Origin of the sequence: Pseudomonas sp. o96-267, from assembly GCF_003935465.1 — a bacterium.
Taxonomy (GTDB): domain Bacteria; phylum Pseudomonadota; class Gammaproteobacteria; order Pseudomonadales; family Pseudomonadaceae; genus Aquipseudomonas; species Aquipseudomonas sediminis.
Genome location: NZ_RHQP01000030.1, coordinates 34,939 through 61,623 on the forward strand (window position 1 = coordinate 34,939; position 26,685 = coordinate 61,623).

General features: G+C 65.5%; 20 protein-coding genes. 14 read left to right on the forward strand and 6 right to left on the reverse strand.

Annotation, left to right across the window (positions count from 1 at the left end):
• Positions 1-12 precede the first annotated feature (12 nt).
• The 4 genes from kdpB to EGJ86_RS18965 all read left to right on the forward strand — a co-directional run bounded on the left by kdpB (position 13) and on the right by EGJ86_RS18965 (position 6,162).
• Entirely contained in the window at positions 13-2,070 is a 2,058-nt protein-coding gene (gene kdpB, locus EGJ86_RS18950; protein ID WP_125836187.1) for a potassium-transporting ATPase subunit KdpB, read from the forward strand.
• A gap of 174 nt (positions 2,071-2,244) precedes the next feature.
• Positions 2,245-2,802 carry a potassium-transporting ATPase subunit KdpC gene (gene kdpC, locus EGJ86_RS18955; RefSeq protein WP_125836188.1) on the forward strand — a complete coding sequence of 186 codons (558 nt, stop codon included), beginning with the start codon at positions 2,245-2,247 and terminating at the stop codon, positions 2,800-2,802.
• 10 nt (positions 2,803-2,812) lie between these two features.
• The gene (locus tag EGJ86_RS18960; protein ID WP_125836189.1) at positions 2,813-5,470 is read left to right on the forward strand and encodes a sensor histidine kinase KdpD; all 2,658 of its coding nucleotides are present in this window, start codon (positions 2,813-2,815) and stop codon (positions 5,468-5,470) included.
• Entirely contained in the window at positions 5,470-6,162 is a 693-nt protein-coding gene (locus EGJ86_RS18965) for a response regulator (protein WP_125836190.1), read from the forward strand. Before EGJ86_RS18960 ends, EGJ86_RS18965 begins: the two co-directional genes overlap by 1 nt.
• Before the next feature lie 225 nt (positions 6,163-6,387).
• Here EGJ86_RS18965 and EGJ86_RS18970 read toward each other — a convergent pair whose 3' ends face one another.
• Positions 6,388-6,843 (reverse strand): GNAT family N-acetyltransferase, encoded by a 456-nt coding sequence (locus tag EGJ86_RS18970; protein ID WP_125836191.1) that lies wholly within the window; start codon positions 6,841-6,843, stop codon positions 6,388-6,390.
• Positions 6,844-6,960: 117 nt separating this feature from the next.
• On the opposite strand from EGJ86_RS18970, the gene EGJ86_RS18975 reads away from it, so the two are divergent.
• From EGJ86_RS18975 to cysW, 10 genes are all read left to right on the forward strand, one after another.
• Complete coding sequence (locus EGJ86_RS18975; RefSeq protein ID WP_125836192.1) at positions 6,961-7,599, forward strand: peroxiredoxin; 639 nt, start codon at positions 6,961-6,963, stop codon at positions 7,597-7,599.
• A gap of 9 nt (positions 7,600-7,608) precedes the next feature.
• Positions 7,609-8,202 carry an NADPH-dependent FMN reductase gene (gene ssuE / locus EGJ86_RS18980; RefSeq protein WP_125836193.1) on the forward strand — a complete coding sequence of 198 codons (594 nt, stop codon included), beginning with the start codon at positions 7,609-7,611 and terminating at the stop codon, positions 8,200-8,202.
• 83 nt (positions 8,203-8,285) lie between these two features.
• Complete coding sequence (locus EGJ86_RS18985) at positions 8,286-9,266, forward strand: sulfonate ABC transporter substrate-binding protein (RefSeq protein WP_125836194.1); 981 nt, start codon at positions 8,286-8,288, stop codon at positions 9,264-9,266.
• 61 nt (positions 9,267-9,327) lie between these two features.
• The gene (ssuD, locus tag EGJ86_RS18990) at positions 9,328-10,476 is read left to right on the forward strand and encodes an FMNH2-dependent alkanesulfonate monooxygenase (protein WP_125836195.1); all 1,149 of its coding nucleotides are present in this window, start codon (positions 9,328-9,330) and stop codon (positions 10,474-10,476) included.
• 222 nt (positions 10,477-10,698) lie between these two features.
• Positions 10,699-11,493, forward strand: coding sequence for an aliphatic sulfonate ABC transporter permease SsuC (gene ssuC / locus EGJ86_RS18995; protein ID WP_125836196.1), 795 nt, complete (start codon positions 10,699-10,701; stop codon positions 11,491-11,493).
• Positions 11,490-12,290: an aliphatic sulfonates ABC transporter ATP-binding protein gene (gene ssuB, locus EGJ86_RS19000; protein ID WP_125836197.1), complete on the forward strand. Its 801-nt coding sequence runs from the start codon at positions 11,490-11,492 to the stop codon at positions 12,288-12,290. Before ssuC ends, ssuB begins: the two co-directional genes overlap by 4 nt.
• Before the next feature lie 88 nt (positions 12,291-12,378).
• Positions 12,379-12,594: a molybdopterin-binding protein gene (locus EGJ86_RS19005; protein WP_003242436.1), complete on the forward strand. Its 216-nt coding sequence runs from the start codon at positions 12,379-12,381 to the stop codon at positions 12,592-12,594.
• Between the two features lie 272 nt (positions 12,595-12,866).
• The gene (cysP, locus tag EGJ86_RS19010; protein ID WP_125836198.1) at positions 12,867-13,883 is read left to right on the forward strand and encodes a thiosulfate ABC transporter substrate-binding protein CysP; all 1,017 of its coding nucleotides are present in this window, start codon (positions 12,867-12,869) and stop codon (positions 13,881-13,883) included.
• 280 nt (positions 13,884-14,163) lie between these two features.
• Positions 14,164-15,003 (forward strand): sulfate ABC transporter permease subunit CysT, encoded by an 840-nt coding sequence (gene cysT / locus EGJ86_RS19015; RefSeq protein ID WP_125836199.1) that lies wholly within the window; start codon positions 14,164-14,166, stop codon positions 15,001-15,003.
• On the forward strand, positions 15,000-15,827 hold the full coding sequence (gene cysW / locus EGJ86_RS19020) for a sulfate ABC transporter permease subunit CysW (RefSeq protein WP_125836200.1): 828 nt from the start codon (positions 15,000-15,002) through the stop codon (positions 15,825-15,827). Before cysT ends, cysW begins: the two co-directional genes overlap by 4 nt.
• Positions 15,828-15,939: 112 nt before the next feature.
• Here the strand turns inward: cysW and EGJ86_RS19025 are convergent, their stop codons facing one another.
• Genes EGJ86_RS19025 through EGJ86_RS25495 form a run of 5 tightly spaced genes read right to left on the reverse strand, consistent with a single transcriptional unit; the run spans position 15,940 to position 26,685 of the window.
• The gene (locus tag EGJ86_RS19025; RefSeq protein WP_125836201.1) at positions 15,940-17,619 is read right to left on the reverse strand and encodes a diguanylate cyclase; all 1,680 of its coding nucleotides are present in this window, start codon (positions 17,617-17,619) and stop codon (positions 15,940-15,942) included.
• On the reverse strand, positions 17,612-17,998 hold the full coding sequence (locus EGJ86_RS19030; protein ID WP_125836202.1) for a response regulator: 387 nt from the start codon (positions 17,996-17,998) through the stop codon (positions 17,612-17,614). Before EGJ86_RS19030 ends, EGJ86_RS19025 begins: the two co-directional genes overlap by 8 nt.
• Positions 17,991-20,888 carry a CHASE domain-containing protein gene (locus EGJ86_RS19035; RefSeq protein WP_125836203.1) on the reverse strand — a complete coding sequence of 966 codons (2,898 nt, stop codon included), beginning with the start codon at positions 20,886-20,888 and terminating at the stop codon, positions 17,991-17,993. Before EGJ86_RS19035 ends, EGJ86_RS19030 begins: the two co-directional genes overlap by 8 nt.
• A complete protein-coding gene (locus EGJ86_RS19040) occupies positions 20,885-22,807 on the reverse strand; it encodes an ATP-binding protein (protein ID WP_125836204.1) in 1,923 nt (640 codons plus the stop codon). Before EGJ86_RS19040 ends, EGJ86_RS19035 begins: the two co-directional genes overlap by 4 nt.
• Positions 22,804-26,685 carry a PAS domain S-box protein gene (locus EGJ86_RS25495; protein ID WP_125836205.1) on the reverse strand — a complete coding sequence of 1,294 codons (3,882 nt, stop codon included), beginning with the start codon at positions 26,683-26,685 and terminating at the stop codon, positions 22,804-22,806. Before EGJ86_RS25495 ends, EGJ86_RS19040 begins: the two co-directional genes overlap by 4 nt.

Here is a 26,685-nt window from a genome sequence, read left to right on the forward strand (position 1 = left end):
GGAGAAACCGTGATGAATGCCCCCGTAACGGCGCAACGCAGCGTCAAATCGTCCAGCAGCCAGCCGCAGACCGGCCTCGGCGCGCTGTGGCGCCCGGCCCTCAAGCAGGCCTTCGGCAAGCTCGCCCCGCGCCAACTGGTGCGCTCGCCAGTGATGCTGGTGGTGGAGCTGACAGCGCTGGTCACCAGCGTGCTGTGCTTGGTCCCCAACCCGGCGGTGAGCACCGCCCTGGGCGTGCAGATCGCCCTGTGGCTGTGGTTCACCGTGCTCTTCGCCAACTTCGCCGAAGCACTGGCCGAGGGCCGTGGCAAGGCCCGCGCCGACAGCCTCAAGTCCGGCAGCCAGGGGCTGATGGCGAGCAAGCAGGTCGGTGCGCAGTTCCAGTCCGTACCGGCCAGCAGCCTGCGCAAGGGCGATGTGGTGCGGGTCGAGGCCGGTGACCTGATCCCCGGTGACGGCGAGGTGATCGAAGGTGTGGCGGCGGTCAACGAGGCCGCCATCACCGGCGAATCCGCGCCGGTAATCCGCGAGTCCGGCGGCGACCGCTCGGCAGTGACGGGCAACACCCGGCTGGTGTCGGACTGGCTGCTGGTCAGAATCCGCGCCAACCCCGGCGAGTCCACCCTCGACCGCATGATTGCCCTGGTCGAAGGCGCGCGCCGGCAGAAGACGCCCAACGAAGTGGCGTTGGATATCCTGCTGATCGGCCTGACTCTGATCTTCCTGCTGGTGGTGGCCACGCTGCAGCCGTTCGCCCGTTTCGCCGACGGCGATCTGCCGCTGATCTACCTGGCGGCGCTGCTGGTGACGCTGATCCCGACCACCATCGGCGGCCTGCTCTCGGCCATCGGCATCGCCGGCATGGATCGCCTGGTGCGCCTGAACGTCATTGCCAAGTCCGGCCGCGCCGTGGAGGCCGCCGGCGACGTGCACACCCTGCTGCTGGACAAGACCGGTACCATCACCTTCGGCAACCGCCGTTGCAGCGCCATGGTCAAGGCACCGGGTGTGTCCACGCTGGAACTGGCCGAGGCGGCGCTGCTGGCCTCGCAGGGCGACGATACGCCGGAGGGCAAGTCCATCGTCGAGTACCTGTCGGCGCTGCACACGATGGATGTGCCCGACCGCGCCAGCATGACGCTGATCGCTTTCAGCGCCGAGACGCGCCTGTCCGGTGCCGACGTGCGCGGTGTGGCTTATCGCAAGGGTGCGGTGGACGCCGTGCTGGCCTACCTCGACCTGGGGCGTGACGACTTGCCGGCGCCGCTGGCGCGCGAGGTGGAGAAGATCGCCCAGAGTGGTGGCACGCCGCTGCTGGTGGCCGGGAATGGGCGCCTGCTCGGCGCCATCCACCTCAAGGACGTGGTCAAGCCGGGCATCCGCGAGCGTTTCGCCGAGCTGCGCGCCATGGGCATCCGCACCGTCATGGTGACCGGCGACAACCCGCTGACCGCCGCCGCCATCGCCGCCGAGGCGGGTGTGGACGACGTGATCGCCGAGGCCACGCCGGAGAAGAAGCTGGCGCGCATCCGCGCCGAGCAGGCCGAAGGCAAGCTGGTGGCGATGTGCGGCGACGGTGCCAACGACGCCCCGGCGCTGGCCCAGGCCGACGTCGGCCTGGCGATGAACGACGGCACCCAGGCCGCCCGTGAGGCCGCCAACCTGGTGGATCTGGACAGCGACCCGACCAAGCTGATCGACGTGGTGCAGGTGGGCAAGGAGCTGCTGGTGACGCGCGGCGCGCTGACCACCTTCTCGGTGGCCAACGACGTGGCCAAGTACTTCGCCATCCTTCCGGCGCTGTTCGCCGGCATCTACCCGCAGCTCGGCGCGCTCAACCTGATGCAGCTGCACAGCCCGCAGAGCGCGATCCTCTCGGCCATCGTGTTCAACGCGCTGATCATCGTCGCGCTGATTCCGCTGGCGCTGCGCGGCGTGCGCATCCCCGCGCTGGACGCCGGCCAGCTGTTGCGGCGCAACCTGCTGATCTACGGCCTGGGCGGGCTCGTCGCGCCCTTCGTCGGCATCAAGCTGCTCGACCTGCTGTTGGTGGGCTTGGGCTGGGTTTAACAGTGTTGTTTCGTTCACACGCGGTCTGCCCCCTCTCCTATTCATGGGGGGCACGCCCAGTGGAGAGGGCTGGGGAGAGGGTAGGGCAGGCCACTCGGTATTGCCGGACAGACCCTCTCGCTCAGCGACGTAGCCCGGATGCAATCCGGGGCCACACGAATCAGGAGATTCATCATGCTCGACCATATTCGCCCTGCCATCACCACACTGGCCTTCATGACCCTGCTGGTCGGGGTCGCCTATCCGTTGACCGTTACTGGCGTGGCACACCTGGCCTTCCCCGATCAGGCCGCCGGTAGCCTGGTGCATGACGACGCTGGCCAGGTGCGTGGCAGCCGTCTGATCGCCCAGGCCTTTGATGACGACCAGTGGTTCCACTCGCGCCCCTCGGCTGCGAACTTCGCCACCGTGGCCAGCGGCGCCAGCAACCTGTCGTCCGGCAACCCGAAGCTGTTTGCCCGCATCGAGCAGGCCAGCGCCGGCCTTGCTGGTGACACGCCGGTGCCGATGCAACTGGTCACTACCTCGGGCAGCGGCCTCGACCCGCACCTGTCACCTGAGGCCGCCACCTGGCAGGTGCCGCGCATTGCCCAGGCCCGTGGCATGGCCGAAGCTGAGTTGCTGCGCCTGGTCGAGGCGCACACCGAGCGCCCGTTGTTCGGCCCGGCGTTGGTCAATGTACTGGCGCTGAACCTGGCGCTGGTCGACAATCCGCCCACTTCTTCCCAGTGACGACTGCTCGATGAACGACAGCCTGCGCGCCGAAGCGCTGCTCGCCGACCTGCCCCGCGAAGGCCGTGGCCGGCTCAAGGTGTTCCTCGGCGCGGCGCCGGGCGTGGGCAAGACCTACGCCATGCTCCAGGCCGCCCATGCGCAACTGCGCCAGGGCGTGGCGCTGCGTGCCGGGGTGGTGGAAAGCCACGGCCGCAGCGAGACAGAGGCGCTGCTGCTGGGGCTGCCGCAGCAGCCAGCGCTGCGCCTGCCGTATCGCGGGCTGGAGCTGAGCGAGATGGACCTCGACGGCCTGCTGGCCGACCCGCCGAAGCTGGCGCTGGTCGATGAGCTGGCGCACAGCAACGCCCCCGGCAGCCGCCACGCCAAGCGCTGGCAGGACGTGCAGGAGCTGCTTGCAGCCGGCATTGACGTCTACACCACGGTCAACGTCCAGCACCTGGAAAGCCTCAACGACCGCGTCCGCGACATCACCGGTGTGCAGGTGCGCGAGACGGTGCCGGACTGGGTGCTGCAGGAGGCCGACGAGATCCAGCTGGTCGACCTGCCGCCGCGCGAGCTGCTCGAACGCCTGCGCGACGGCAAGGTGTACATGCCCGAGCAGGCGCGCGCGGCCATCGACGCCTTCTTCTCGCCGACCAACCTGACTGCGCTGCGCGAACTGGCCATGCAGACCGCCGCCGCGCGGGTCGATGCCGACCTCGACCAACGCTACCGCCAGCTCGGCCAGGCCGCGCCCAGCGTGCTCGGGCGTCTGCTGGTGGGCGTTGATGGCGATGGCGATGGCGAGGCCGAGCGCCTGGTGCGCCACGCCTGCCGGGTCGCCGAGCGGCGTCATCTGCCTTGGTCGGTGGTGCACGTGGACGGCCGCCAGGCCATGGACGAGGACCAGCGCGGCCGTCTGCAAGCCGCGCTGCGCCTGGCCGAGCGCCTCGGTGGTGAGGTGGTGACGCTGCACGGCGACTCGGTGGCGCGCACGCTGCTCGACCATGCCCGCGAGCGCCGCGCCAGCCTGATCCTGGTCGGCAACAGTACGCGGCGCTTGCGTCGACGCTGGTTTGGTCGCGGCCTCGGCGAGCGCCTGCTGGCTGCCAGGGCGGGGCTGGAGGTGAGCGTGCTGGATGCGGCAGGTGGTCAGCCACGGGCTGGCCGGCGTCCACGACTCGCCGCGCGCTGGCGCGACTACCTGCTGGCCACGCTGGCTGCTGCCTGCGCCACGCTGATTTCCCTCGGTCTGGCGCGGGTGCTGGAGCTGCCGAACATCTCCCTGGTGTTTCTCGCCGCCGTGCTGCTGGTGGCGGTGCGCAGCAGCCTGGGGCCGGCGCTGGCGTGCTCGGGGCTGTCGTTCCTGGCCTACAACTTCCTGTTCATCCCGCCGACCCTGACCCTGCGCATCCAGCGTCAGGAAGACGTGCTGACCCTGCTGTTCTTCCTGCTCATGGCTGGGTTGACCGGCAACCTGGCCAGCCGCCAGCGGCGCCAGGTGCAGGCGCTGCGGCAGGCGCAGGGCGAAACCACGGCGCTGCTGGAGCTGTCGCGCAAGCTCACCGTCGCTGCCGACCGCCAGGCCGTGCTGGCCGTGGCTGAGCAGCAACTGGGTGGCTGGGCGGACATGCAGCTGACCCTGCTGTCGCGCAGCGCTGATGGGCAGTGGCGCCATGAGGGGGGGCTGCACGCCGAGTTGCCCGATGCCGAACGCGCCGCCGCCGACTGGGCCTGGCAGCACGAGCAACCTGCTGGCCTCGGCACCGACACCCTGCCCAGCAGTCGCTGGTGGTGGTGGCCGTTGTGTGGCGAGGAGGGGCCGCTGCTGCTGATCGGTTTGCAGAGCGCCGATGGCACACCGCTGGCGGACGAGCGTCGGCGCCTGGTGGCTGCCCTTGCCCAGCCGCTGGCGCAGGCCCTGGCCCGTGCGCAATTGGCCGAGGAGCTGGAAGCGGCGCGCCTGCACGGGCAGACCGAGGAACTGCGCAGCGCGTTGCTGGCTTCGGTGTCGCACGACCTGCGCACGCCGCTGACCGCCATGCGCGGCTCCATCGACAGTCTGCTGGCGTTGGGTGATGCGATCCCAGCTTCGGATCGCAACGAGCTGCTGGAGGGCACCCGCGACGAGGCCGAGCGCCTCGACCGCTACATCCAGAACCTGCTCGACATGACCCGCCTCGGCCATGGCGGGCTCAAACTGGCGCGCGATTGGGTGGCGCCCAGCGACATCGTCGCCAGCGCCCTGCAACGCCTGCGCGCGGTGCTCGCGCCGCTGCAGGTCGAATGCGCACTGCCGCCGGAACCACCGCTGCTGTACGTGCACGCGGCGCTGATCGAGCAGGCACTGATCAACGTGCTGGAGAATGCCGCGCGCTTCTCGCCGTCCGGTGGCCGTCTGCGCGTGGCGCTGGAGTACGACGAACAGGCGCTGCGCTTCATCGTCGCCGACCAGGGCCCTGGCATTCCCGAGGCGGAACGGGCGAAGATCTTCGACATGTTCTACACCGCAGCGCGGGGCGATCGCGGCGGCCAGGGTACGGGCCTGGGCCTGGCGATCTGCCAGGGTATGGTGGGTGCCCATGGCGGCCGCGTCACGGTCGGCGAGGGGCTCGACGGCCGTGGCGCCAGCCTGCCCCTGCACCTGCCATTGACCGCGCAACCGCAAGCCGCCGAGGAAGACTGATGAGCCAAGGGCCGAACATTCTGCTGATCGACGACGAGGCGCAGATTCGCAAGTTCCTGCGCATCGCCCTCAGCGCCCAGGGCTATCGGGTGCTGGAGGCGGCGAACGGCGAAGACGGCCTGGCCCAGGCGGCACTGCACAACCCCGATCTCGTCGTGCTCGACCTCGGCCTGCCCGACCTCGACGGCCAGCAGGTACTGCGCGGCTTGCGCGAATGGAGCCAGGTGCCGGTGCTGGTGCTCTCGGTGCGCGCCAGCGAGGGCGAGAAGGTGCTGGCGCTGGATGGCGGCGCCAATGACTACGTGACCAAGCCGTTCGGCATCCAGGAGTTCCTCGCCCGTGTGCGCGTGCTGCTGCGCCAGGGCCAGGGGCGTGAAGTGCTGCCGGCGAGCATCGTCTGTGGCGCGCTGAACATCGATCTGGCCTACCGCCGGGTCACCCTCGACGACGCCGAAATCGCCCTGACGCCCAAGGAATATGCTGTGCTGGCGCTGCTCGCCCAGCACCTCGGCCGGGTCGTGACCCAGCAACAACTGCTGCGCGACATCTGGGGGCCCAGCCACGTCGGCGACAGCCACTACCTGCGCGTGGTGGTCGGCCACCTGCGGCAGAAGCTCGGCGACGACCCGGCCGCGCCGCGCTACCTGATCACCGAGGCCGGTGTGGGTTATCGCCTGCGCGAGCCCGCCTAGGTTCTGTACGAAAAGTGCCTGCGCTCGGTGATGCTTCGTTAAAAACAGGTTCGGCAAGCTGCTTACAGCTAACGCGCTTCAGCGCGGCCCGGAGGGCGAACGAAGTGAGTAATGCTCATTTACAGCTCGTAAACTCGAGTGCGAGCCCAGTCCGTTCCTCACCTGTTTTTGCGGGGCCGCCACCGGTATCGCCTGACCTTCGCTCGACGACTTTTCGTACAGAACCTAAAGCGCCAGAGCCAGGCGTAAACGATCTCGATGCTGCAGGCCGTTCTCGAACAGCGGCTCAGGGTAGTGGGTGAGGAAGTAGTCCGGCTCAACCGCTACCACGCGAAAACCGGCGCGCTGGTAGAAGGTCAGCTGGTGACCGAAGGTGCCGGTGCCCAGCTCCAGGCGCTGCGCCCCGAGCTGCCTGGCCTGCTCGATGGCGTGGCGTAGCAGCAGGGCGCCAATGCCCTGGCCCTGGTGCTCGGGTGCCACGGCCATGTTCATCAGTTCCCAGGTGTCGGCCGTCAGGGCCTTGATCACGTAGACGCCGACAGTCGCTTCGCCCAGGCGTGCGACCACGCAATGACCCTCCTGCAGATAGCGGGCGATGACGCAGGGGCTGGGGTCGGCCTCCAGCAGCAGCGCTATCGGTACCTGTTCGCTGGGAACCTTGTGCAGGCTTGGGGTGGGCATGACGAACCTTCCTTGAATAATTTTTTGGTTATAAATAAATCATTATTTATTCTTTTTGTTTCGATTGGTTCCTGAGCATAGTGAGCACCACGCAAGCTACTGCCAAGGAGCACGATCATGAGCATCCGTCTGGGCGACATCGCCCCTGACTTCGAACAGGATTCCAGTGAAGGCCGCATTCGATTCCACGAGTGGCTGGGCGACAGCTGGGGCATCCTCTTCTCCCACCCGGCCGACTTCACGCCGGTGTGCACCACCGAACTGGGCTTTACCGCCAAGCTCAAGGACGAATTCGCCAAGCGCGGCGTCAAGGCCATCGCCCTGTCGGTCGACCCGGTGGATTCGCACATCAAATGGATCGATGACATCAACGAGACGCAGAACACGGTGGTCAACTTCCCGATCATCGCCGATGCCGACCGCAAGGTGTCCGACCTCTACGACCTGATCCACCCGAACGCCAACGACACCCTGACCGTGCGTTCGCTGTTCGTCATCGACCCGAACAAGAAGGTGCGCCTGACCATCACCTATCCGGCCAGTACCGGGCGCAACTTCAATGAAATCCTGCGCGTCGTAGACTCGCTGCAGCTGACCGACAACTACAAGGTGGCCACCCCGGCCAACTGGCAGGACGGTGAAGAGGTGGTGATCGTGCCGTCGTTGAAGGACGAGGCCGAGATCGCCGAGCGCTTCCCGAGAGGCTATCGCGCAGTGAAGCCCTATCTGCGTCTGACGCCGCAACCGAACCGCTAAGGACTGACCATGCATGTCGTGTTGCTATCCGGTAGCCCTGCGGCGCGCTCGCGCACTGAAGTGCTGCTGGACCATGTACGCCAGCGCCTGGAAGCGCAGCAGATGGAAGTGAGCCTGTTGCGAGTTCGCGATTTTGCCGCCGAGGACCTGCTGCATGCGCGTTTCGACAGCCCGGCTGTCCAGCGACTGCAGGCGGTGGTGGCCAGTGCCTATGGCCTGGTGGTCGGCACGCCGGTGTACAAGGCGTCGTTCACCGGTGCGCTGAAGGTGCTGCTGGACCTGCTGCCCGAACGTGCCCTGGCGCACAAGGTGGTACTGCCCCTGGCCAGTGGTGGCAGCCCGGCGCATCTGCTGGCTGTGGATTACGCGCTCAAGCCGGTGCTGGCCGCGCTGAAGGCGCAGGAAATGCTCTCCGGCGTGTTCGCCGTGGACAAGCAGATCGCCTACCCGGAAGGGGACAGGCCCGCGCAGATCGACGACGAGTTGCGCGAACGTCTCGATGAGGCTCTGGAACAACTGGGCGCAGCCCTGGCGCGACGGCCGAAGCCGATCGACCCGAACCTGCTCAACGACCGGCTGGTGAACGCCCGCTGGAGCATCTGATCCATCTGTAACACCCCGCCTTACTCGCCCGCCAACGGGCAAGCAGGTAGCCAACCAAGACATCACTGCAAAGGGAGAGCGCCATGCGCACCATTACTTTGCGTCGAAGCCTGGTCGCCCTGTTTGCCGCGGCCATTTCCTTCGGCGCCATCACTCAAGCTCAGGCTGCTTCTGATAACAAAAGCGTCCTGCGTATCGGCTATCAGAAATACGGCACCCTGGTACTGCTAAAGGCCAAGGGCACCCTGGAAAAACGCCTGGCCGAGCAGGGCGTGGAGGTCAAATGGACGGAGTTCCCGGGCGGTCCGCAACTGCTCGAAGGTCTCAACGTCGGCTCCGTGGATTTCGGTGTCACCGGTGAAACCCCGCCGGTGTTCGCTCAGGCGGCTGGCGCCGACCTGCTCTACGTCGCCCATGAGCCGCCAGCTCCGACTGGCGAGGCGATCCTCGTGCCGAAAGATTCGCCGATCAAATCGGTGGCCGAACTCAAGGGCAAGAAGGTCGCTTTGAACAAGGGCTCCAACGTGCATTACCTGCTGGTGCGCGCGCTGGAAGACGCCGGCCTCAAGTATGCCGACATCACCCCGGTCTACCTGCCGCCGGCCGATGCCCGCGCCGCGTTCGAGCGCGGCAGTGTCGATGCCTGGGTGATCTGGGATCCGTTCCAGTCCGCCGCCGAGAAGCAATTACAGGCCCGCACCCTGCGTGACGGTAGCGGTCTGGTGGATAACCACCAGTTCTACCTGGCGACCCGCACCTATGCCGAGAAAAACCCGCAGGTGGTCGGTGTACTGGTCGAGGAAATCCGCGGCGTCGGCGAGTGGGTCAAGGGCAACCTCGACGAAGCCACCAGTCAGGTCGCGCCGCTGATCGGCCTGTCCCCGGAGATCACCCGCCAGGCCGTCGAGCGCCAGGGTTACGGCGCGCAGTTCATCAGCCCGGAGGTGGTCGAGGCGCAGCAGAAGATCGCCGATACCTTCTCCGAGCTGAAGCTGATCCCCAAGCAGCTGACCATCAAGGACGTGATCTGGAATCCGCCGGCCAAGGTGGCCCAGGCCCAGTAGAACTCTCACCCCCAGCCCCTCTCCCGGCGGGAGAGGGGAGCGAATTCAAGGAGAACACTCCATGAGCCTCAACATCTTCTGGTTCCTGCCTACCCATGGTGATGGCAAGTACCTGGGCACAGCCGAAGGCGCGCGCGCCGTCGATCACGGCTATCTCACTCAAATCGCGCAGGCCGCTGACCGCCTCGGCTACGGCGGCGTGTTGATCCCCACCGGGCGTTCCTGTGAAGACTCCTGGCTGGTTGCTGCGTCCCTCATCCCGGTGACGCAGCACCTGAAGTTTCTGGTCGCCCTGCGTCCGGGGATCATTTCGCCTACCGTGGCCGCGCGCCAGGCGGCGACCCTGGATCGCCTGTCGAACGGCCGTGCGCTGTTCAATCTAGTGACCGGGGGCGACCCGGACGAGCTGGCCGGCGATGGCCTGCACCTGTCGCATGCCGAGCGTTATGAGGCCTCCGTCGAATTCACCCGTATCTGGCGCCGCGTGCTGGAGGGCGAAACCGTCGACTACGACGGCAAGCACATCCGGGTGAAGGGCGCCAAACTGCTCTATCCGCCTATCCAGCAGCCGCGTCCGCCGCTGTATTTCGGCGGTTCCTCCGACGCGGCGCAGGACCTGGCCGCGGAGCAGGTCGAGCTGTACCTGACCTGGGGCGAGCCGCCGGCTGCGGTGGCCGAGAAGATCGCCCAGGTGCGTGAGAAGGCGGCCAGGCAGGGTCGTGAAGTGCGTTTCGGCATTCGTCTGCACGTGATCGTGCGCGAGACCAATGAGGAAGCCTGGGCGGCGGCGGATAGTCTGATCAGCCACCTGGATCAGGACACCATCGACCGCGCCCAGGCGTCGCTGGCGCGCTTCGACTCCGTTGGCCAGCAGCGCATGGCCGCGCTACACGGCGGCAAGACCGACAACCTGGAAGTGTCGCCGAATCTCTGGGCCGGTGTCGGCCTGGTGCGCGGCGGCGCCGGCACCGCGCTGGTGGGCGACGGCCCGAGCGTAGCCGCGCGGGTCAAGGAGTACGCGGAGCTGGGCATCGACACCTTCATTTTCTCCGGCTACCCGCATCTGGAGGAGTCGTACCGGGTCGCCGAACTGCTGTTCCCGCACCTGGACGTGGCCCAGCCGCAGCGCCCAGAGAGCCGCAGTTATGTCAGCCCGTTCGGCGAAATGATCTCCAGCGACATCCTGCCGAAGGCGGCTTCGGCGAGTTGAGGGTGGTGCAGTCACTGGTTGCCCCGGATTGCATCCGGGCTACGGGTGAGTCGTAGGGTGCGCTGCGCGCACCGCGATGGACTGCGGTCTCATTGGTGCGCATGGCGCACCCTACGGATCGATGTTCCTCCGGCTCTCCCATTGATGGGGGAGAGGGGATTTGTAGCCCGGATGAAATCCGGGAGCACAGGTTCGAGTAAACAGAATTCTTCGAGGCAAAAAATGCGCAACACGACCCTTCACAAACTGGCCCTGCGCGCCGCGCCCTGGGCCTTGCCGCTGGGGCTGCTGGCCGCCTGGCAACTGGCGGTGGCCAGCGGCTGGCTGTCCAGTCGCATCCTGCCGGCGCCCAGCGCCGTGCTGGCTGCCGGCTGGGCGCTGCTGGCTTCCGGCGAAATCTGGCAGCATCTGGCGATCAGCGGCCAGCGCGCCGGGATCGGTTTCGCCATCGGCGGTGGTATCGGTCTGCTGCTGGGCTTTATCACCGGCCTGTCGAAATGGGGCGAGCGCTTTCTCGATAGCTCGGTGCAGATGATCCGTAACGTACCGCACCTGGCGCTGATTCCGCTGGTGATCCTCTGGTTCGGCATCGACGAGGCGGCCAAGGTGTTCCTGGTCGCGCTCGGCACGCTGTTCCCGATCTACCTCAACACCTACCACGGCATCCGCAACGTCGACCCGGCGCTGGTTGAGATGGCGCGTAGCTATGGTTTGTCCGGTTTCGCCCTGTTCCGCCAGGTGATCCTGCCCGGCGCGCTGCCGTCGATCCTGGTCGGCGTGCGTTTCGCCCTCGGCTTCATGTGGCTGACGCTGATCGTCGCCGAGACCATCTCGGCCAGCGCCGGCATCGGCTACCTGGCGATGAACGCCCGCGAGTTCCTGCAGACCGACGTGGTGGTGCTGGCGATCCTGCTCTATGCGGTGCTCGGCAAGCTGGCCGACGTCGCCGCCCGTGGCCTTGAGCGCGTGTGGCTGCGCTGGCACCCGGCCTATCAGGTCAAGGCAGGTGGCCAATGACAGCGCTGCATAACATTCGTCAGGGCATTCCCCTGGCGATCGAGAAGATCGAGAAATCCTTCGGCGAGCGTCAGGTGCTCAAGGGTATCGACCTGCATATCCCGGCCGGCCAGTTCGTCGCCGTGGTTGGTCGCAGTGGCTGCGGCAAGAGCACGCTGCTGCGCCTGCTGGCCGGGCTGGATCAACCCAGCGACGGTCAGCTGCTGGCCGGCAGTGGTTCGCTCAACGCGGTGCGCGAAGACATTCGCCTGATGTTCCAGGACTCGCGTCTGCTGCCCTGGAAGCGGGTGATCGATAACGTCGGCCTCGGTCTTGCCGGCAACTGGCGCAAGCAGGCCGAGGAAGCCCTGGCGGCGGTCGGCCTGGCGGATCGCGCCAATGAGTGGCCGGCGGCCCTGTCCGGGGGGCAGAAGCAGCGTGTGGCCCTGGCTCGGGCGCTGATCCATCGGCCGCGCCTGCTGCTGCTCGACGAGCCGCTGGGCGCGCTCGATGCGCTGACCCGCATCGAGATGCAGCAACTGATCGAGCGCCTGTGGCAGCAGCATGGCTTCACCGTGCTGCTGGTCACCCACGACGTGGCCGAGGCCGTGGCCGTCGCGGACCGGGTGATCCTCATCGAGGACGGCCAGATTGGCCTCGACCTCGATGTGCAACTGGTACGCCCGCGTCCGCATGGCTCGCCACTGCTGGCAGCACTGGAAGCGCGCGTGCTCGACCGGGTGCTGGCGCAGCCTGAATTACCCATACCACCGGAACCCGTATCACCCCTGCCCACGCAATTGCGTTGGGCGCTTTGACGTCGTAGCCCGGATGCAATCCGGGAGCGGTTGCAAGATTCCCCGGATTTCATCCGGGCTACATCAGTGGACCATCAGGAGAAACACCATGACCATCAAAGCCATCAACGTGCGTAACCAGTTCAAGGGCAGCATCAAGGAAATCGTCATCGGCGACGTGCTGTCGGAAATCGACGTGCAGACCGCCGCCGGCATCGTCACTTCGGTGATCACCACCCGTTCCGTACGCGAGCTGGAACTGCAGGTGGGCAGTGAAGTGATCGCCTTCGTCAAATCCACCGAGGTGTCCATCGCCAAACTCTGATCGGCGGATGATGGCTCCCTCGCTCCAGCGTGGGAGCCCAAGCCTGGGCGCTTTGCGCCCGCTTGCGCTGGTGCTGCAGCAGCATCTGACGCGGAGCGTCTCTGGATGCATTCCCACGCGGAGCGTGAGGAACGATCAATTTCGAAAGCAAAGCAAGCTTGGTTATAAGAGGCAAATAAAAAGATATTTTTCAGCTATATGATTTTTCTGCAGAATCGCGCCATCAAATAGCCTGCTTGCAGGCTCCTCTCTCGATAAGAAGGACGCCTTAGATGCTGAAGAAGATCGTTCTGGCCACCGTGGCCAGTGCCACCCTGCTGACGGGCTCGTTGAGCCATGCCGCCGCCGATACGCCATTCCACAACGCTTCCTACGACATCGCCCGCGAACTGTTCGGTGAGATCAATCCGCTGTTCGTCGAGCACTGGAAGCAGCAGAGCGGCAAGGAAGTGAAGATCATCCAGTCCTTCGCCGGCACTTCGCGCCAGGCGCAGGACATCATTCAGGGCAAGAAGGTCGATGTGGTCACCTTCAACCAGGTGACCGATGTGGACATCCTGGCCAAGCGCAAACTGCTGCGTGAGGACTGGGCCGAGCAGTTCCCCAACAACAGCTCGCCGTACTACAGCACCACTGCCTTCCTGGTGCGCGAAGGCAACCCGAAGAACATCAAGAGCTGGGATGACCTGATTCGCGATGACGTGAAGCTGGTATTCCCGAACCCGAAGACGTCCGGCAACGCCCGTTACAGCTACCTGGGCGCCTGGCTGTTCGCCAACGAGAAATTCAACGGCGACCAGGAGAAGGTCAAGGCCTTCGTCGGCAAGCTGCTGAAGAACGTCGAGAACTTCCCCACCGGCGGCCGTGGCGCCACCGTGGCCTTCGCCCAGAACGGCCAGGGCGACGTGCTGCTGACCTTCGAGTCGGAAGTGATCAACATCGCCAAGGGCGACGAGTTCAAGTCCGCCAACCTGGCAATCGTGGTGCCGGAGGTCAGCGTACTGGCTGAGTTCCCGGTGGCCATCGTCGACAAGGTGGCCGACGAGCGCGGCACCCGCGAGCAGGCCAAGGCCTTCCTGGATTTCCAGTACAGCAAGGACATCCAGCAACTGCTGACTCGCTACAACTACCGTGTGCACAACCCGGAAGTGGTCGAGGCGACCAAGGCGCAGTTCGCTCCGGTACGCCTGATCAATCCGACCGAGGTGCTCGGCACCTGGGACGAGATCACCGCCAAGCATTTCGACAACGGTGGTATCCTCGACCAGCTTCTCGCGACCGGGCGCTGAGCGCGCCGGTCTGGCGTAGCAGGCTGTTGAAAAACGTAGGCGAGGCAGGCAAGACAAGGCAAAAACGGCCGAAAAAGCGCAGTTTACGTGCTGTAAATGAGCATTTTGAGGCCGTTTTTAACGCAGTATTGCCAACGTAGGTAGTTTTTCAACGGCCTGTTAGGGCGGGTGCAACCCACCAGCCTATGAGTGGCGGGTTGCACCCGCCCTACGCGAGCATCGTAATGGTCCGTTGGCCGCCTTATTGGCGGCCAACTGCATTTGTAGAGCCGAGCTTTTCGTGAGTAAACCGACGCTGTTCTTCCTGCAGACCCCGCTGTTGCCCGGCTTCGGCCTGAGCTTCGGCGTCAGTGTGCTGTACCTCTCGCTGGTGATCCTGCTGCCGTTGTCGGCGCTGCTGCTGTACGTCAGTGACATGACCTGGGGCCAGTACTGGTTCGCCATCAGCGATCCGCGCGTGGTGCAGACCTATAAGGTGACCATTTCGGCGGCCTTCTACTCGACCCTGGCGGTGCTGGTGCTCGGCCTGCTGCTGGCCTGGATCATCACCCGTTACGACTTCCCCGGCCGGCGTATCGTCGATGCGCTGATCGACTTGCCCTTCGCCCTGCCGACCTCGGTAGCCGGCCTGACCCTGGCCGCGCTGCTGGTGCCCAATGGCTGGATCGGCCAGTGGCTGGGTTTCAAGGTGGCCTATGCATATGCCGGTATCGTGGTGGCCATGGTATTCACCAGCATTCCCTTCGTGGTGCGCACCGTACAGCCGGTGCTGCAGGACCTGGGGTCGGAATACGAAGAGGCCGCGCGCACCCTCGGTGCCAGCCGCGTGCAGACCTTCCGCAAGGTGATCCTGCCGACGCTGGCCCCTGCGCTGGTCACCGGTGGTTCGCAGGCGTTCATTCGCAGCCTCGGCGAGTTCGGTGCGGTGATCATGATCGCCGGCAACATTCCCTATCAGACGGAGGTCAGCTCGCTGATGATTTTCGTCCGTCTGCAGGAATTCAATTACCCGGCGGCGGCAGCCATCGCTTCTGTGATTCTGCTCGCCTCGCTGACTCTTCTGTTCCTCCTGCAGGTCGTGCAGGGGCGTCTGTTCGCATGGCAACGGCAAGGTCGATGAAAAAACCTCAGGATTGGCGCCAGTGGGCGCTGGTAACCCTCGGTCTGTTGGTGGTGGCGCTGATTCTGCTGGTGCCACTGGCATTGATCTTCAGCAAGGCGCTGGCCGGCGGGCTTGAGCTGCTGTGGAGCAATCTGAACGAAGACTACATGCTCCACGCCATTGGCCTGACCCTGTTGGTGGCAGCGATCACCGTGCCGCTGAACCTGTGCTTTGGCATCTGCCTGGCCTGGTGCGTGACCCATTACGACTTCCGTGGTCGCAAGCTGCTGACCACGCTGATCGACATCCCTTACGCGGTATCGCCGGTGGTCGCTGGTCTTTGTTACCTGGTGGTGTATGGCCTGGAAAGCTTCATCGGCCGCTGGTTCTACGATAACGGCATGCAGCTGATGTTCGCCTGGCCGGGCATCGTCATGGTCACCGTGTTCGTCACTGCGCCTTACGTGGCGCGCATCCTGATTCCGGTGATGCAGACCCAGGGCCAGGACGAGGAAACCGCCGCCATGTGCCTGGGGGCCAGTGGCTGGCAGATCTTCCGCCGCATCAGCCTGCCGAAGATCAAGTGGGCGCTGCTGTATGGCGTGGTGGTGACCAATGCCCGTGCGGTCGGTGAGTTCGGCGCGGTGTCGGTGGTGTCCGGCACCATCATCAACCAGACCCTGACCCTGCCGCTTCTGGTCGACCAGCTCAACAACGACTACAAGCCCGCAGCCGCCTTCACCGCTGCCGGCCTGCTGGCGTGCATGGCGCTGCTTACGCTGTTCCTGAAAACTTTCATGGAGTGGCGCCAGCGCCGCCTGATGCAGCGCGCCGAGGCGTGATCGGGCGCTGGCGTTGTGGTGGATGTGAAGAGCGACATCCACCTTATGGCCTTTGTTTCTTATCGCGACTGAAGCCGCTCCTGCAATCGCCTCGTCTTTTGTGGGAGCGGCTTCAGCCGCGATGCTCTTCCACCGCGGCGATTTGCACCTGATTGCGCCCGCTGTGCTTGGCGGCGTATAGCGCCTTGTCCGCGCGCTCACGCAGCTGTTCCGCTTCGCTGTGCACATCGGTGCCGGCGATACCGGCACTGAGGGTGCAGGAGAATTCGCCGCCATCGGCGATGAAGCGTAGCTCGGCGAAGCGCTCGCGAATCTCATCGACGATCTGCTTGGCCTGCTGCGGGTTGCAGTCCGGCAGTACCGCGAGAAATTCCTCGCCGCCATAGCGCCCCAGGCTGTCGACTCGACGCAGGCGCTGGCGCAGCAGATTGGCCAGGGCGCGGATGACGTTGTCGCCGGCGGCGTGACCATGTTCGTCGTTGACCCGCTTGAAGTGATCGATATCCAGCATCACCACGCTGGCGCGGTCGCCACTGCGTAGCGTGCGTTCCAGTTCGATGGCCACCTGCTCCTTGATATCGCCATGCTTGAGCAGGCCGGTGAGACTGTCGCGCGCTAGGGCGTTGGACAGCAGGCGTGCGCGCTGAGCGCGGGAGAACACGGTGGCGACCAGGGCGTTGTCGGAAATCGGTTTGGTGACGAAGTCATCGCCGGCCTTGATCAGCGCGTTCATCTGCTTGCCGATATCGGTTTCCGCCGACAGGTAGATGATCGGGATGCGCAGCCAGTCGTCGTTGCAGCGGATGATCTGCGCCAGCTCAGGGCCGGTGCAGTCCGGCATGTTGACGTCGAGCAGCACCACTTCGGGATTGAAGTCGCGCAGGTGCTCGAAGATCTGCGCCGGGTCCTGAAGGATTTCCACCAGCATGCCGGCGTCGCGCAGCACCAGGCTGTAGCGGCTGGCCAGATCGCGGTCGTCGTCGACGATCAGCACTCGGTAGGGCTCGCCGCTCTGCTGGGCGAAGCAGCGTTCCAGGCGGCTTTCCAGCTGTGGAATGTCCACCGGCTTGGCGAAGAAACCCAATGCACCGGCCCGCACCGCCTGCAACTGGGTGGCGAAGTCATCCTGGTGAGTCAGCACCAGCAGCGGCAGTGGCACCTCCAGGCGCTGCTGCAGGCCTGCGGCATAGTCCAGGCCGCTGCAGTCTTCGCTGGCCAGATTGACGTCGACGATCAGCGCGTCCGGTATCTGCTGCTCCAGAGCAGCATCGAGACTGGCGATGGAATTGAAGTGTTCGGCCTGATAGCCGAAGTTGTTCAGGGTCAGGCGCATGTTTTCGCCTACGGCTATTTCATCCTCGAGGATGTAGATGAGCCGGGACTCGGTTTCTCCGCGTAGCGCCTGTGGTATCTGCTGCTGCGCTGCGCCGGGTGCCTCGCTGCTGGAGGTCTGGTTGCCCAGGCGTTGCAGCGCCGCGATGAATTCGCCGAGTTCGTGCTGCAGGCGTTGCCGGTGTTCCAGCCAGCGCTCGGCCTGTTGCTCCAGCTCCCGGGCTTGCTGGCCGAGCTGGTCGAAACCGAACGTGCCGGCGCTGCCGGCCAGGCGATGCAGCTGGTTGCGTAGCGCCTGCAACAGGTGCCTGCGCTGCTCGTCGTCGGCCTCGAGCAATTGCTCGCCCTGCTGCGTCAGTTGCGGAAGCTCCTGGCGAAGGCGTTCGGCGAATTGCTGGCCGAGCTGCTGCAGACGCTCTTGCAGGGTCTGAGGGATGGCGTTGCCGTCGTGTTTATCCATGGCGTTGGCTCCAGATCTGTCGGATCTGGGCGGCGAGCTGCATGGGATCGAAGGGTTTCACGATCACGTCGAGCGCGCCCAGGCTGCGGTAATGGGCCACCTCGCCGGGTTGGACCTTGGCCGTCATGAAGGCTACCGGCACCTCACCGATATCCACCAGTTGGCGCAGCCTCTCCAGCGTTTGCGGGCCGTCCATGCCAGGCATCATCACGTCGAGCAGGATGAAGTCGGGCGCGAAGCCTTGCACCTGATCGAGCGCTTCCTGGCCGCTGGCGCAGCTCAGCACCTGGAAGCCGCCGACGGCTTCCAGAGCGACCTTGGCCACGGCCTGGATCGAGGGGTCGTCCTCGACGTGAAGGATGCGCTTGAGCTCAGTCATTGCGGGTCTCCTTGGCGGGTAACAAGCGGTTGAGCATGTTCAGGAAGTGTTGCCCATCATTGCGCGATTTGGCCAGCGCCGCGCTCACCCCGGCGAACTCATGGCCATCCATCTCGCTGGCCGAGAGCACGGCCACCGGTAGCCCTGGCTGCTGGTTCTGCAGTTCGTCGAGCAGCTCCAGGCCGTTGCCGTCAGGCAGACCGAGATCGAGCAGAACCAGGTCGAAAGGCTGCTCGGCGAGCAGGCGACGCGCTTCGGCGAGGCTGTCGGCGGGAATGAACTCGGCCAGCTCGCGGCCCTGTTCGGCGACTACCAGACGCAGATCGTGATCGTCTTCCACGTGTAACACGCGTGGGCTCTGCGGCAGGTTCTGCAAGGCCTGAGCAAGGCTGGCGAGCAGGCGCTGCGGGTCGATCGGCTTGCTCAGCCAGTCCAGCGCGGGCACCCCGTCGAGCGCCAGGCGGCCTTCTTCACAGGCGGCCGATACCACCAGAATCGGCAGCTCGCGATAGCGCGCGTCGGCGCGCAGTTCTTGTACCAGTTGCATGCCGTCGCCGTCCGGCAGACGCAGATCGAGGCTGATGGCGGCGGGTATTTCCTCACGCAGACGGGCGCGTGCTTCGCCCAGGCTGTGAGCCAGACGCACGCGATAACCGGCATTTTCCAGCAACTGGCGCAGCAGGTTGGCGATGTCCGGTTCGTCCTCGACCACCAGCAGGCTGCGCCGGCCGTCGCTGGCCGCGGGCAGGGCGGCTTCGGCCAGCGTGGGCAGCTCGAACCAGAAGCAGGCGCCCTGGCCCTCTACCGAGTCGAAGCCGATCTGCCCGCCCATGCGTTCGATCAACTCCTTGCTGATCGCCAGGCCCAGGCCGGTGCCGCCCTTGCTGCGGCTGTCGCTGGCGTCGGCCTGGGAGAACTTGCTGAAGATGCGCTGGCGAAATTCGGCGGCGATGCCTGGGCCCTGGTCGCTGACCTCGACGCGCACGCGAGCGCCACGACCTTCGGCGCGCAGGCATACTTCGGCGCCGGGCGGCGAGTACTTCACGGCGTTGGAGATGAAGTTGGCCAGTACCTGCTGCAGACGCATGGCATCGACCCGTACGCGGGCCGCTACGCAGTCGAGCAGACGCAACTTGACCTGGTGGCGGTCGGCGTAGGCCTGGTTGCTGTCCAGTGCCTCCTGGAGCTGGGCGGCAAGCGCGCAGGGTTGCAGGTCGAACTGCATCTTGCCTGCCTCCAGTTTGTCCATGTCCAGCAGATCGTTGATCAGGTGACTGAGGCGCTGGCTGTTGGCCTGGGCGATGCCCAGCATGGTGCGCATGCTTTCCGGTACCGTGCCCAGTGCGCCGCCATTGATCAGGCCCAGCGAGCCGGCGATGGCGGTAAGCGGGGTGCGCAGCTCGTGGCTGACGGTGGAGACGAACTCGCTCTTGAGGCGCTCGATGCGCTTGGCCTCACTCTGGTCCATGGTGGTGCCGGTGATGCGCTGCGGGTAGCCGTTGGCGTCGCGCTGGATGTAGCCGCGCAGCAGCACCGGCAGTTCGCTGCCGTCGACACGCAGCAGACGACAGTCGATGGTGAAGTTGCTGGCGCCTGTGGATAGTGCCTGTTTCAGACGGGCGCGCGTTGCGGGCAGATCGTCCGGGTGTACCAGGTTTTCCCAGGCCCAGGGGTCATCGGCAAAGCCGGGCGGGCCCTGCTCCGGATAGCCGAGCATCTGCCAGCCGTGGGCCGAGGCGAAGAAGCTGCCGGCTTTGACCTCGATATCCCACCAACCGTCATTCCCGCCCTTGAGCGCCAGCGCCAGGCGCTCTTCGCTGCGGTGCAGCTGTTCGGTGATGCGCTCGGCCAGCTGCTGTACCTGCTCGCGGCGCAGGCTCAGGCTGCTGATCAGGAAGAACAGCAGCAGGCTGATGCAGACCCCCAGGGCGAGCAGTGAGCCCTCGCCGCGATGGACACCGTCGAGAAAACCCGGGGCGTAGTGAAAGTTCAGGTACCAGCGCTGGCCGAACAGTTCCAGCTCTCGCTGGGTGTCGGCAGCTCTATCGAGGGCGTTGCCGCTGCTGCTGTAAAGCAGGTCGGCAGCACCCGTATCGGGGCCGGCATAGAGCTCGAACTCCAGCTCGCGTTGGCGCGCACCGAGGATGCCGTGCATCAGGTCGTGCGCGCGGTAGGGGCTGTAGGCAAAGCCGCGTAGCGCGGCGAGGCGCTGCTCGGGGGTGTCCAGCGGTTGGCCGTGCCGGTACACCGGGGTGTACAGCAACAAACCCGGTTGGACCTTGCCGTGGGTTTCCTGCACCAGTGTGACACGGCCGGACAGACGGCTCTGGCCGCTGCGTGCAGCGCTCAGCATGGCGGCCTGACGCACGGGCTCGGATAGCATGTCGAAGCCGAAGGCGACCAGATTACGTCCGGCGAAAGGCTCGATGTAGCGAATGGCGCTGTACAGCGTACGCTCGCCAAGCGGGCGCACGCGGAAGTTGGGGTAGCCTTCGGCACGCATCTCGGTTTCGAAGGTGTGCAGCTGTTCGGCGGGCAGCACCTGGCTGAACCCCAGGCCCTGGATGCCCGGGTAGCGTTCCTCCAGGTTCAGGCGACGCGCATAGGTGCGCCAGTCGTCGCGACTGACCGCTTCGCTGGCATCGAGCAGGGCGGCGGCGCCGAGCAGGATGCTTTCCTGGTCATGCATGCGTTGGACGATAGCCGCGCTGATTTCGTCGGCAAGGAGCTCGAGTTGGCGTGTGGCGGACGCGCTCTGGCTCTGGCGCAAGCCGTCCCAGGCCAGCAGCGTGGTACCGAGCGCCAGCGCCAGCACGCCCCAGGCCAGCAGATTGTTGCGGCTGAACAGTTGCCCGAGCAGTTGCAGGCGCAGCGTGATGTTGTCGTTCATGACTGTACCCCGACCTGCGGCAGGTCCAGCCAGAAGGTGCTGCCTTGCCCCTCCACGGAGTCGAAGCCGATACGTCCACCCATGTGTTCGATGATCTCCTTGCTGATCGCCAGGCCCAGGCCTGTGCCGCCCTGGCGGCGGGTGTCACCAGCATCGGCCTGGGCAAACTTGCTGAAGATGCGCGGCTTGAAGTCCGGCGCGATGCCCTGGCCCTGGTCACGCACGCTGATGCGTACCCAGCCGTCCCCGGGCACCGCTGCCAGCTCCACGCTCTGTCCGGCGGCGGAAAACTTGGCGGCATTGGCCAGCAGGTTGGCCAGCACCTGTTCCAGGCGCTGGGCGTCGGCGGTTACCTGGCAACCGATGCCCGGCAGCAGCAGAAGTCGCACCCCATGATGCTCGGCATAGGGCTGGTTGTTGTGCAGCGCCTGCTCCAGCAACGGGCGCAGGGCCAGCGGCTGCAGATCGAAGCGCATCTTGCCGGCGACCAGCTTGTCGATGTCCAGCAGGTCGTCGATCAGCTTGCGCAGACGCTGGCTGTTGCTCTGGGCGATTTCCAGCATCTGCTGCATCTGCTCCGGCACCGCGCCCAGGGCGCCACCGTTGATCAGGCCGAGCGAGCCTGCGATGGCGGTCAGCGGCGTGCGCAGCTCATGGCTGACGGTGGAGACGAACTCGTTCTGCAGTTGCTCGCTGCGCTTGCGTTCGCTGATATCGCTGATGAATCCGTGCCAGAGCGTTTCGCCGCCAGGCAGGCGCTGCGGTGCAGCACGCCCCTCGACCCAGAGCGGACCGTGTAGCGGATGCAGGACGCGGTATTCCTGATGCCAGGTGCTCAGGCTCGCGGCTGAACGGGCGATGGCGGCGTGCACCTGTGGTGCGTCGTCCGGATGCAGGCGGGCGAGGAGTGGGCCGGCATCCTCGCTGACTTCTTCTGGCGTGCAGCCATAAACGTCGCGGATACCGGCGCTGGCATAGGGGAAGCAACTGCTGCCATCGGCGCGCAGCAGATACTGGTAGACCATGCCCGGCAGCTGTGCGGCGATGCGCTGCAGGCGTTGGCGCGCTTCTTCGCGCTGGCTGAGATCGTTGGCCACCAGCAGGTAGCCCTGAAGCTGCTGGCCTTCGGCGCGGATCGGCGAGAGATTCAGGCGCACCGGCAGGTGCTGTCCGCTGCGTGCGCGCATCTGCCCCTCGGTGCTCTGCGGCCCGCTGCTGCAGGCAGTGCACAGGCGCTCGTACTGGCCTGGCTCGAGCAGTAGCTGCGGCAGGTACCGGTCCTCCAGATCGCCAGGCGAATAGCCCAGCAGTTGCTGCGCTTCATGGTTGCTGCGCAGCACTCGGCCCTGTGGGTCAAGCACCAGCACTGCGCTGCCGGCATTGTCCAGCATGGCCTGGTGCATGGCGCTCTGTTCGGCCTGGCGGCGCGCCTGCAGGCGCAGCTCGAACAACTCCCAGGTCAGGTGTGCCAGGTGCTGCAGCTGAGCACGCTGGTGGCTGTCGAGGTGGCGCGGCTGGCGGTCGATCACGCACAGGGTGCCGAGCGCCAGGCCCCGGGCGTCGTGCAGCGGCACGCCGGCATAGAAGCGGATATGCGGGTCGGAAGTGACCAGCGGGTTGTCGCGAAAACGGGCGTCATCCAAGGCATTGTCCACTTCCAGTGGCGCGTCGGCGGCCACCGCATGGGCACAGAAGGCCAGCTCGCGCGCAGTCTGCTCGACATCCAGGCCGACCCGGCTCTTGAACCACTGGCGCTGGGCATCGATCAGCGAGATCAGGGCGATTGGGGTGCCGCAGATCTGAGCAGCCAGCGCGGTGATGTGGTCGAACATCGCTTCGGCCGGGCTGTCTAGCAGTTCAAGGGCGTGCAGGGCGTCCAGGCGTTCCTGCTCGTTGGCGGGGATCGGGGCTTGGCTCATGACGCGCTCCCTGTGATCGGTAGTTCGAACCAGAAGGTAGCACCTTGGCCTGGTGGCGAGTCGAAGCCGATATGGCCGCCCATGCGTTCGATGATTTCCTTGCAGATGGCCAGCCCGAGCCCGGTGCCGCCTTGCTGCCGGGTGTCACCGGAGTCGGCCTGGGAGAACTTGCTGAAGATGCGCGTTTTGAAGGCTTCCGGTATGCCGGGCCCGCTGTCCGACACGCTGACGCGCAGGACCTCGCCGCAATGCTGCAGACGCACCTCGACGCGGGCACCCGCTGGCGAGAACTTGGCGGCGTTGGACAGCAGATTGGCCATCACCTGGGCCAGGCGCTGAGCGTCGACCCGTACCTGGGCGTCACCCTCGACTTGCAGACGCAACGCCACCTGGTGCTGCTCGGCATAGGGTTGGTTGTGCAGCAGCGCCTGTTCCAGCAGTGGCTGCAGTGCGCGTGCCTGCAGGTCGAAATGCATCTTGCCGGCCACCAGTTTGTCCATGTCCAGCAGGTCATTGATCAGGGCGCTGAGGCGCTGGCTGTTGCTGTGGGCGATGCTCAGCATCTGGCGCATGCTCTCCGGTACGGCGCCAAGGGCGCCGCCATTTATCAGGCCGAGCGAACCGGCGATGGCGGTGAGCGGGGTGCGCAGCTCGTGGCTGACGGTGGAGACGAATTCGTTCTTCATCTGTTCGGTACGCTTGCGCTCGGCGATGTCGCGGATTACCGCGATGAAGCGGCGCTGCCCCTGGTGGCTGATCTGCGACACCGCCAGCTCCATGGCGAAGCGCTCGCCACTCTGGCGCAGGCCCTCCAGCTCGCGGGCCTGGCCCACTACCCAGGCTTCGCCGGTGCGCAGGTAGCGTTGGATATAGCCATCATGGGCATCGCGGTAGGGTTCGGACATCAGCATGCTGACGTTGCGCCCGGCCACTTCGCTCTGCCGATAGCCGAATATCGCTTCGGCCGCATGGTTGAAGGTTTCGATACGGCCCTGTTCATCGATGGTGACGATGGCGTCGACCACGTTATCGAGCAAGGTACTGAGGTAATGCTCGCGCTCTCGCACCGCACGCTCGGCGGCGACGCGGTCGCTGAAGTCCTGGATCTGCAGCACGAAGTGCACGGGTAGCCCGTCACCATCACGCACCAGTGACACGCTGAGCAGTACCCAGAGCGTGCGCCCCAGTCTGTCGAGGTAGCGCTTCTCGATCTGGTAGGTGTTGACCCGCCCTGCCAGCAGATCGGCGACGCTTTGCCGATCAGCATCGACATCGTCTGGATGGGTGACCTGTTGGTTGGTACAGGCCTGCAATTGCTCGCGGCTGTAGCCGAGCATGCGGCATAGCTCGTCGTTGACCTCCAGCCAGCGGCCGTCCGGGCCGACCAGAGCCATGCCCTGTGGCGCAGTATTGAAGGCATTGAGAAAACGCCGCTGGCTCAGGCGCAGTTCGTCTTCCATGGCCTGGCGCTCGCTGACGTCCCAGATGAAGCCATCGATCCACAGGAGCTTGCCGTGGCTGTCGTACTCGCCGCGCCCCTTCTCGCGCACCCAGACGTTATGACCATCGGCATGGCGCAGGCGGTAAGTCAGTTCGAATATTTCCTGGCGCTCGATGGCCTCGCCGGCGCGGTAGGTGATAGGGAGGTCATCGGGATGCACGATGCTGGAAAAGCTGCGTACCTGGTTGTCGATGAAGTCGCTGGCCGGGTAGCCGCTGAGGTTGGCAATTTCATCGCTGACGTAGCGCATGCTCCAGTCGGCGTCGTTGGCGCAGCGATACACCACGCCAGGTAGGTTGGCCACCAGGCCGCGGAAGCGGCTCTCGCTCTTCTGCAAGGCGCGGGTGGCCTGTTGCAACTCGCTGATATCGCTGGCGATGCCGAGAAAGCCGGTGATCTGGCAATTCTCGTCGAACATGGCGCTGACAGTGAGGTTGACCTGGCGCAGGCTGCCGTCCTTGTGGCGATAGGTCCACTGGCGGGTTTCCGGGTCGCCGCCACGGGCGTTGTGCACGAAAACTTCGAAGCCCTCCAGCGGGTAACCGGCGACCTCGCTCAGCTCGGCGGCGCGAGTCTGGATTTCGTCCGCGAGATGAAACATCGCCAGGGTCTGGTGGCCGATCATCTCCTCGGCGCTGTAGCCGAGCAGGCGTTCGGCACCGGAATTGAACAGGCTGATGGTGCCGCTGGCATCGGTGGCGATGATCGACACACCGGTGGCCGAGTCCAGCACCGCTTGCAGATAGGCGCGTGCCGCGCGCACGGCGCGCTCCTGCTGCTGGCGTTCCAGAATGGCGCCGACCCAGCGGGCGAACAAACCGAGGAATTCGCGGTCGGCATCATCGAATGGCTGCCTGCGTCGCTCGGGGTTGGCGAAGGCCAGGGTGCCGAATGGTTTGCCGCCCACGCGCACGACGGTGCCGATATAGCTTTCCAGGGCGAACTGGCGATAACAAGGGTGGCGCCTGTGCGGCGAGTCGGCCATATGGGCAATGGCCAGTACATCGTTCTGCTGCAAAGCCAGGCTACAGTACGTGTCGCCCAGCTCGAACAATTGGCCGTCGCTGAGAGCGTCGTCGGGAGATACCTGTACCAGCACCTGATACTGCTCCCCTTCGATACGGCTGATGATGCCCAGTGGCATGCCGAAATGCTCGGCGCCCAGGCGCAGCGCCTGGCGCAGTTGCTCGGTGCGGGTCAGGTTGGGCAGCGCAGCGATCTCGTTGAGCGCGCGTAGCGCCGCCTGCTGGCGCTGCATCAGGCGCTGCGTGCTGCGTTGGGTAGTGCGTAACAGAACCAGCAGCAGGGCCTCGGCGCCGCACCAGGCGAGCAGCCATTTGATCACCAGCCAGCGCTTGTCGCTGCGGTGCAGATTGAACTGATCGCTGACGTCGTGCCAGATCAGTGCAACCGCCAGTGGCTCTGCGCTGGGGTCGTGACGTTGCCGGTAGCTGCTCAGTGCCATCTGATTGACCAGATAATGGCGTTCACCGTCGTCCAGCAGGCGTACGCTATCGCCCTCATCAGGGGGAGGCAGTCGCTGTTGCTGTTGCCAGGCCAGGATCTGGGGCCGCGAATGGTCCATCAGTCGCCAGCGCTGTCTGTCGCTGGTCAGTCCGCGTAGTTCTTCGCCGCTGCCCGAGTCCAGCAGCAGATCCTCGCGCAGCAGCAGAGCAACGCCACTGTCGAATTCCTGGTCCAGCTGGGCGAGATCGTCGAGCACGCCCAGGGCCACTTCGATGGCGCCGACCTGCTGGGGACCGTTGTTGCCCTCGGCCAGCAGCGGGGCGATGGCGCGCATGCCGATGCTGCCGCGGGTCAGCCCCAGGCCGGCCTGGCTGCTGGCGCTGCGCAGTGCCTCCAGCACCATCGGGCGCCAACCGATCTGCAGGTCGCCGAAATGCTCGGGGTCGTGTACCCGCAACAGCACCTTCACGTCTGGCGCCAGGTGCACGTAGAGGCGAAACGGCTGGCGTGCCTGCAACTTGCGCCAGCGCGGTGCCAGGCGGGTGTAGAGCTGGCTGCGGATGCTGGCCAGGTTTTCCAGATCGTTCACTGGCAGGGCGTGAGCCTGGCGCACCAGCTCGGTTACCCAGGCATCGGCAGCGATGGTTTCCACCAGCAGCTGGGCGCGTTCCTGCAGCCCATGCTGGGTGCTGTTAAGGGCCATGCGCTGAATGTCTGCCTGCTTGCTGATCTGAAGTTGCCAGAGGGCTTCGCGCTCGTTCAGCGCCTGGCGCCCGAGAAAGGCGAAGAACAATGCCAGGCACAGGCTGCCGCCGATGACTATCCAGCGGCCGGCGTCCCGGTGGCCCGCATCCCGGCGGCTGGCGTTGAATGGGGCGAACCAGCGATGACCCGGCCTCGGTTTACTCAT

Coding starts and splice junctions, on each gene's coding strand:
- EGJ86_RS18960 (WP_125836189.1), top strand. CDS start 2,813: ATGAACGACAGCCTGCGCGCCGAAGCGCTGCTCGCCGACCTGCCCCGC.
- EGJ86_RS18970 (WP_125836191.1), bottom strand. CDS start 6,843: ATGCCCACCCCAAGCCTGCACAAGGTTCCCAGCGAACAGGTACCGATA.
- kdpB (WP_125836187.1), top strand. CDS start 13: ATGAATGCCCCCGTAACGGCGCAACGCAGCGTCAAATCGTCCAGCAGC.
- EGJ86_RS19030 (WP_125836202.1), bottom strand. CDS start 17,998: ATGACTGAGCTCAAGCGCATCCTTCACGTCGAGGACGACCCCTCGATC.
- ssuB (WP_125836197.1), top strand. CDS start 11,490: ATGACAGCGCTGCATAACATTCGTCAGGGCATTCCCCTGGCGATCGAG.
- EGJ86_RS18965 (WP_125836190.1), top strand. CDS start 5,470: ATGAGCCAAGGGCCGAACATTCTGCTGATCGACGACGAGGCGCAGATT.
- ssuD (WP_125836195.1), top strand. CDS start 9,328: ATGAGCCTCAACATCTTCTGGTTCCTGCCTACCCATGGTGATGGCAAG.
- EGJ86_RS25495 (WP_125836205.1), bottom strand. CDS start 26,685: ATGAGTAAACCGAGGCCGGGTCATCGCTGGTTCGCCCCATTCAACGCC.
- cysW (WP_125836200.1), top strand. CDS start 15,000: ATGAAAAAACCTCAGGATTGGCGCCAGTGGGCGCTGGTAACCCTCGGT.
- EGJ86_RS18975 (WP_125836192.1), top strand. CDS start 6,961: ATGAGCATCCGTCTGGGCGACATCGCCCCTGACTTCGAACAGGATTCC.
- EGJ86_RS18985 (WP_125836194.1), top strand. CDS start 8,286: ATGCGCACCATTACTTTGCGTCGAAGCCTGGTCGCCCTGTTTGCCGCG.
- kdpC (WP_125836188.1), top strand. CDS start 2,245: ATGCTCGACCATATTCGCCCTGCCATCACCACACTGGCCTTCATGACC.
- EGJ86_RS19005 (WP_003242436.1), top strand. CDS start 12,379: ATGACCATCAAAGCCATCAACGTGCGTAACCAGTTCAAGGGCAGCATC.
- EGJ86_RS19025 (WP_125836201.1), bottom strand. CDS start 17,619: ATGGATAAACACGACGGCAACGCCATCCCTCAGACCCTGCAAGAGCGT.
- ssuC (WP_125836196.1), top strand. CDS start 10,699: ATGCGCAACACGACCCTTCACAAACTGGCCCTGCGCGCCGCGCCCTGG.
- EGJ86_RS19040 (WP_125836204.1), bottom strand. CDS start 22,807: ATGAGCCAAGCCCCGATCCCCGCCAACGAGCAGGAACGCCTGGACGCC.
- ssuE (WP_125836193.1), top strand. CDS start 7,609: ATGCATGTCGTGTTGCTATCCGGTAGCCCTGCGGCGCGCTCGCGCACT.
- EGJ86_RS19035 (WP_125836203.1), bottom strand. CDS start 20,888: ATGAACGACAACATCACGCTGCGCCTGCAACTGCTCGGGCAACTGTTC.
- cysP (WP_125836198.1), top strand. CDS start 12,867: ATGCTGAAGAAGATCGTTCTGGCCACCGTGGCCAGTGCCACCCTGCTG.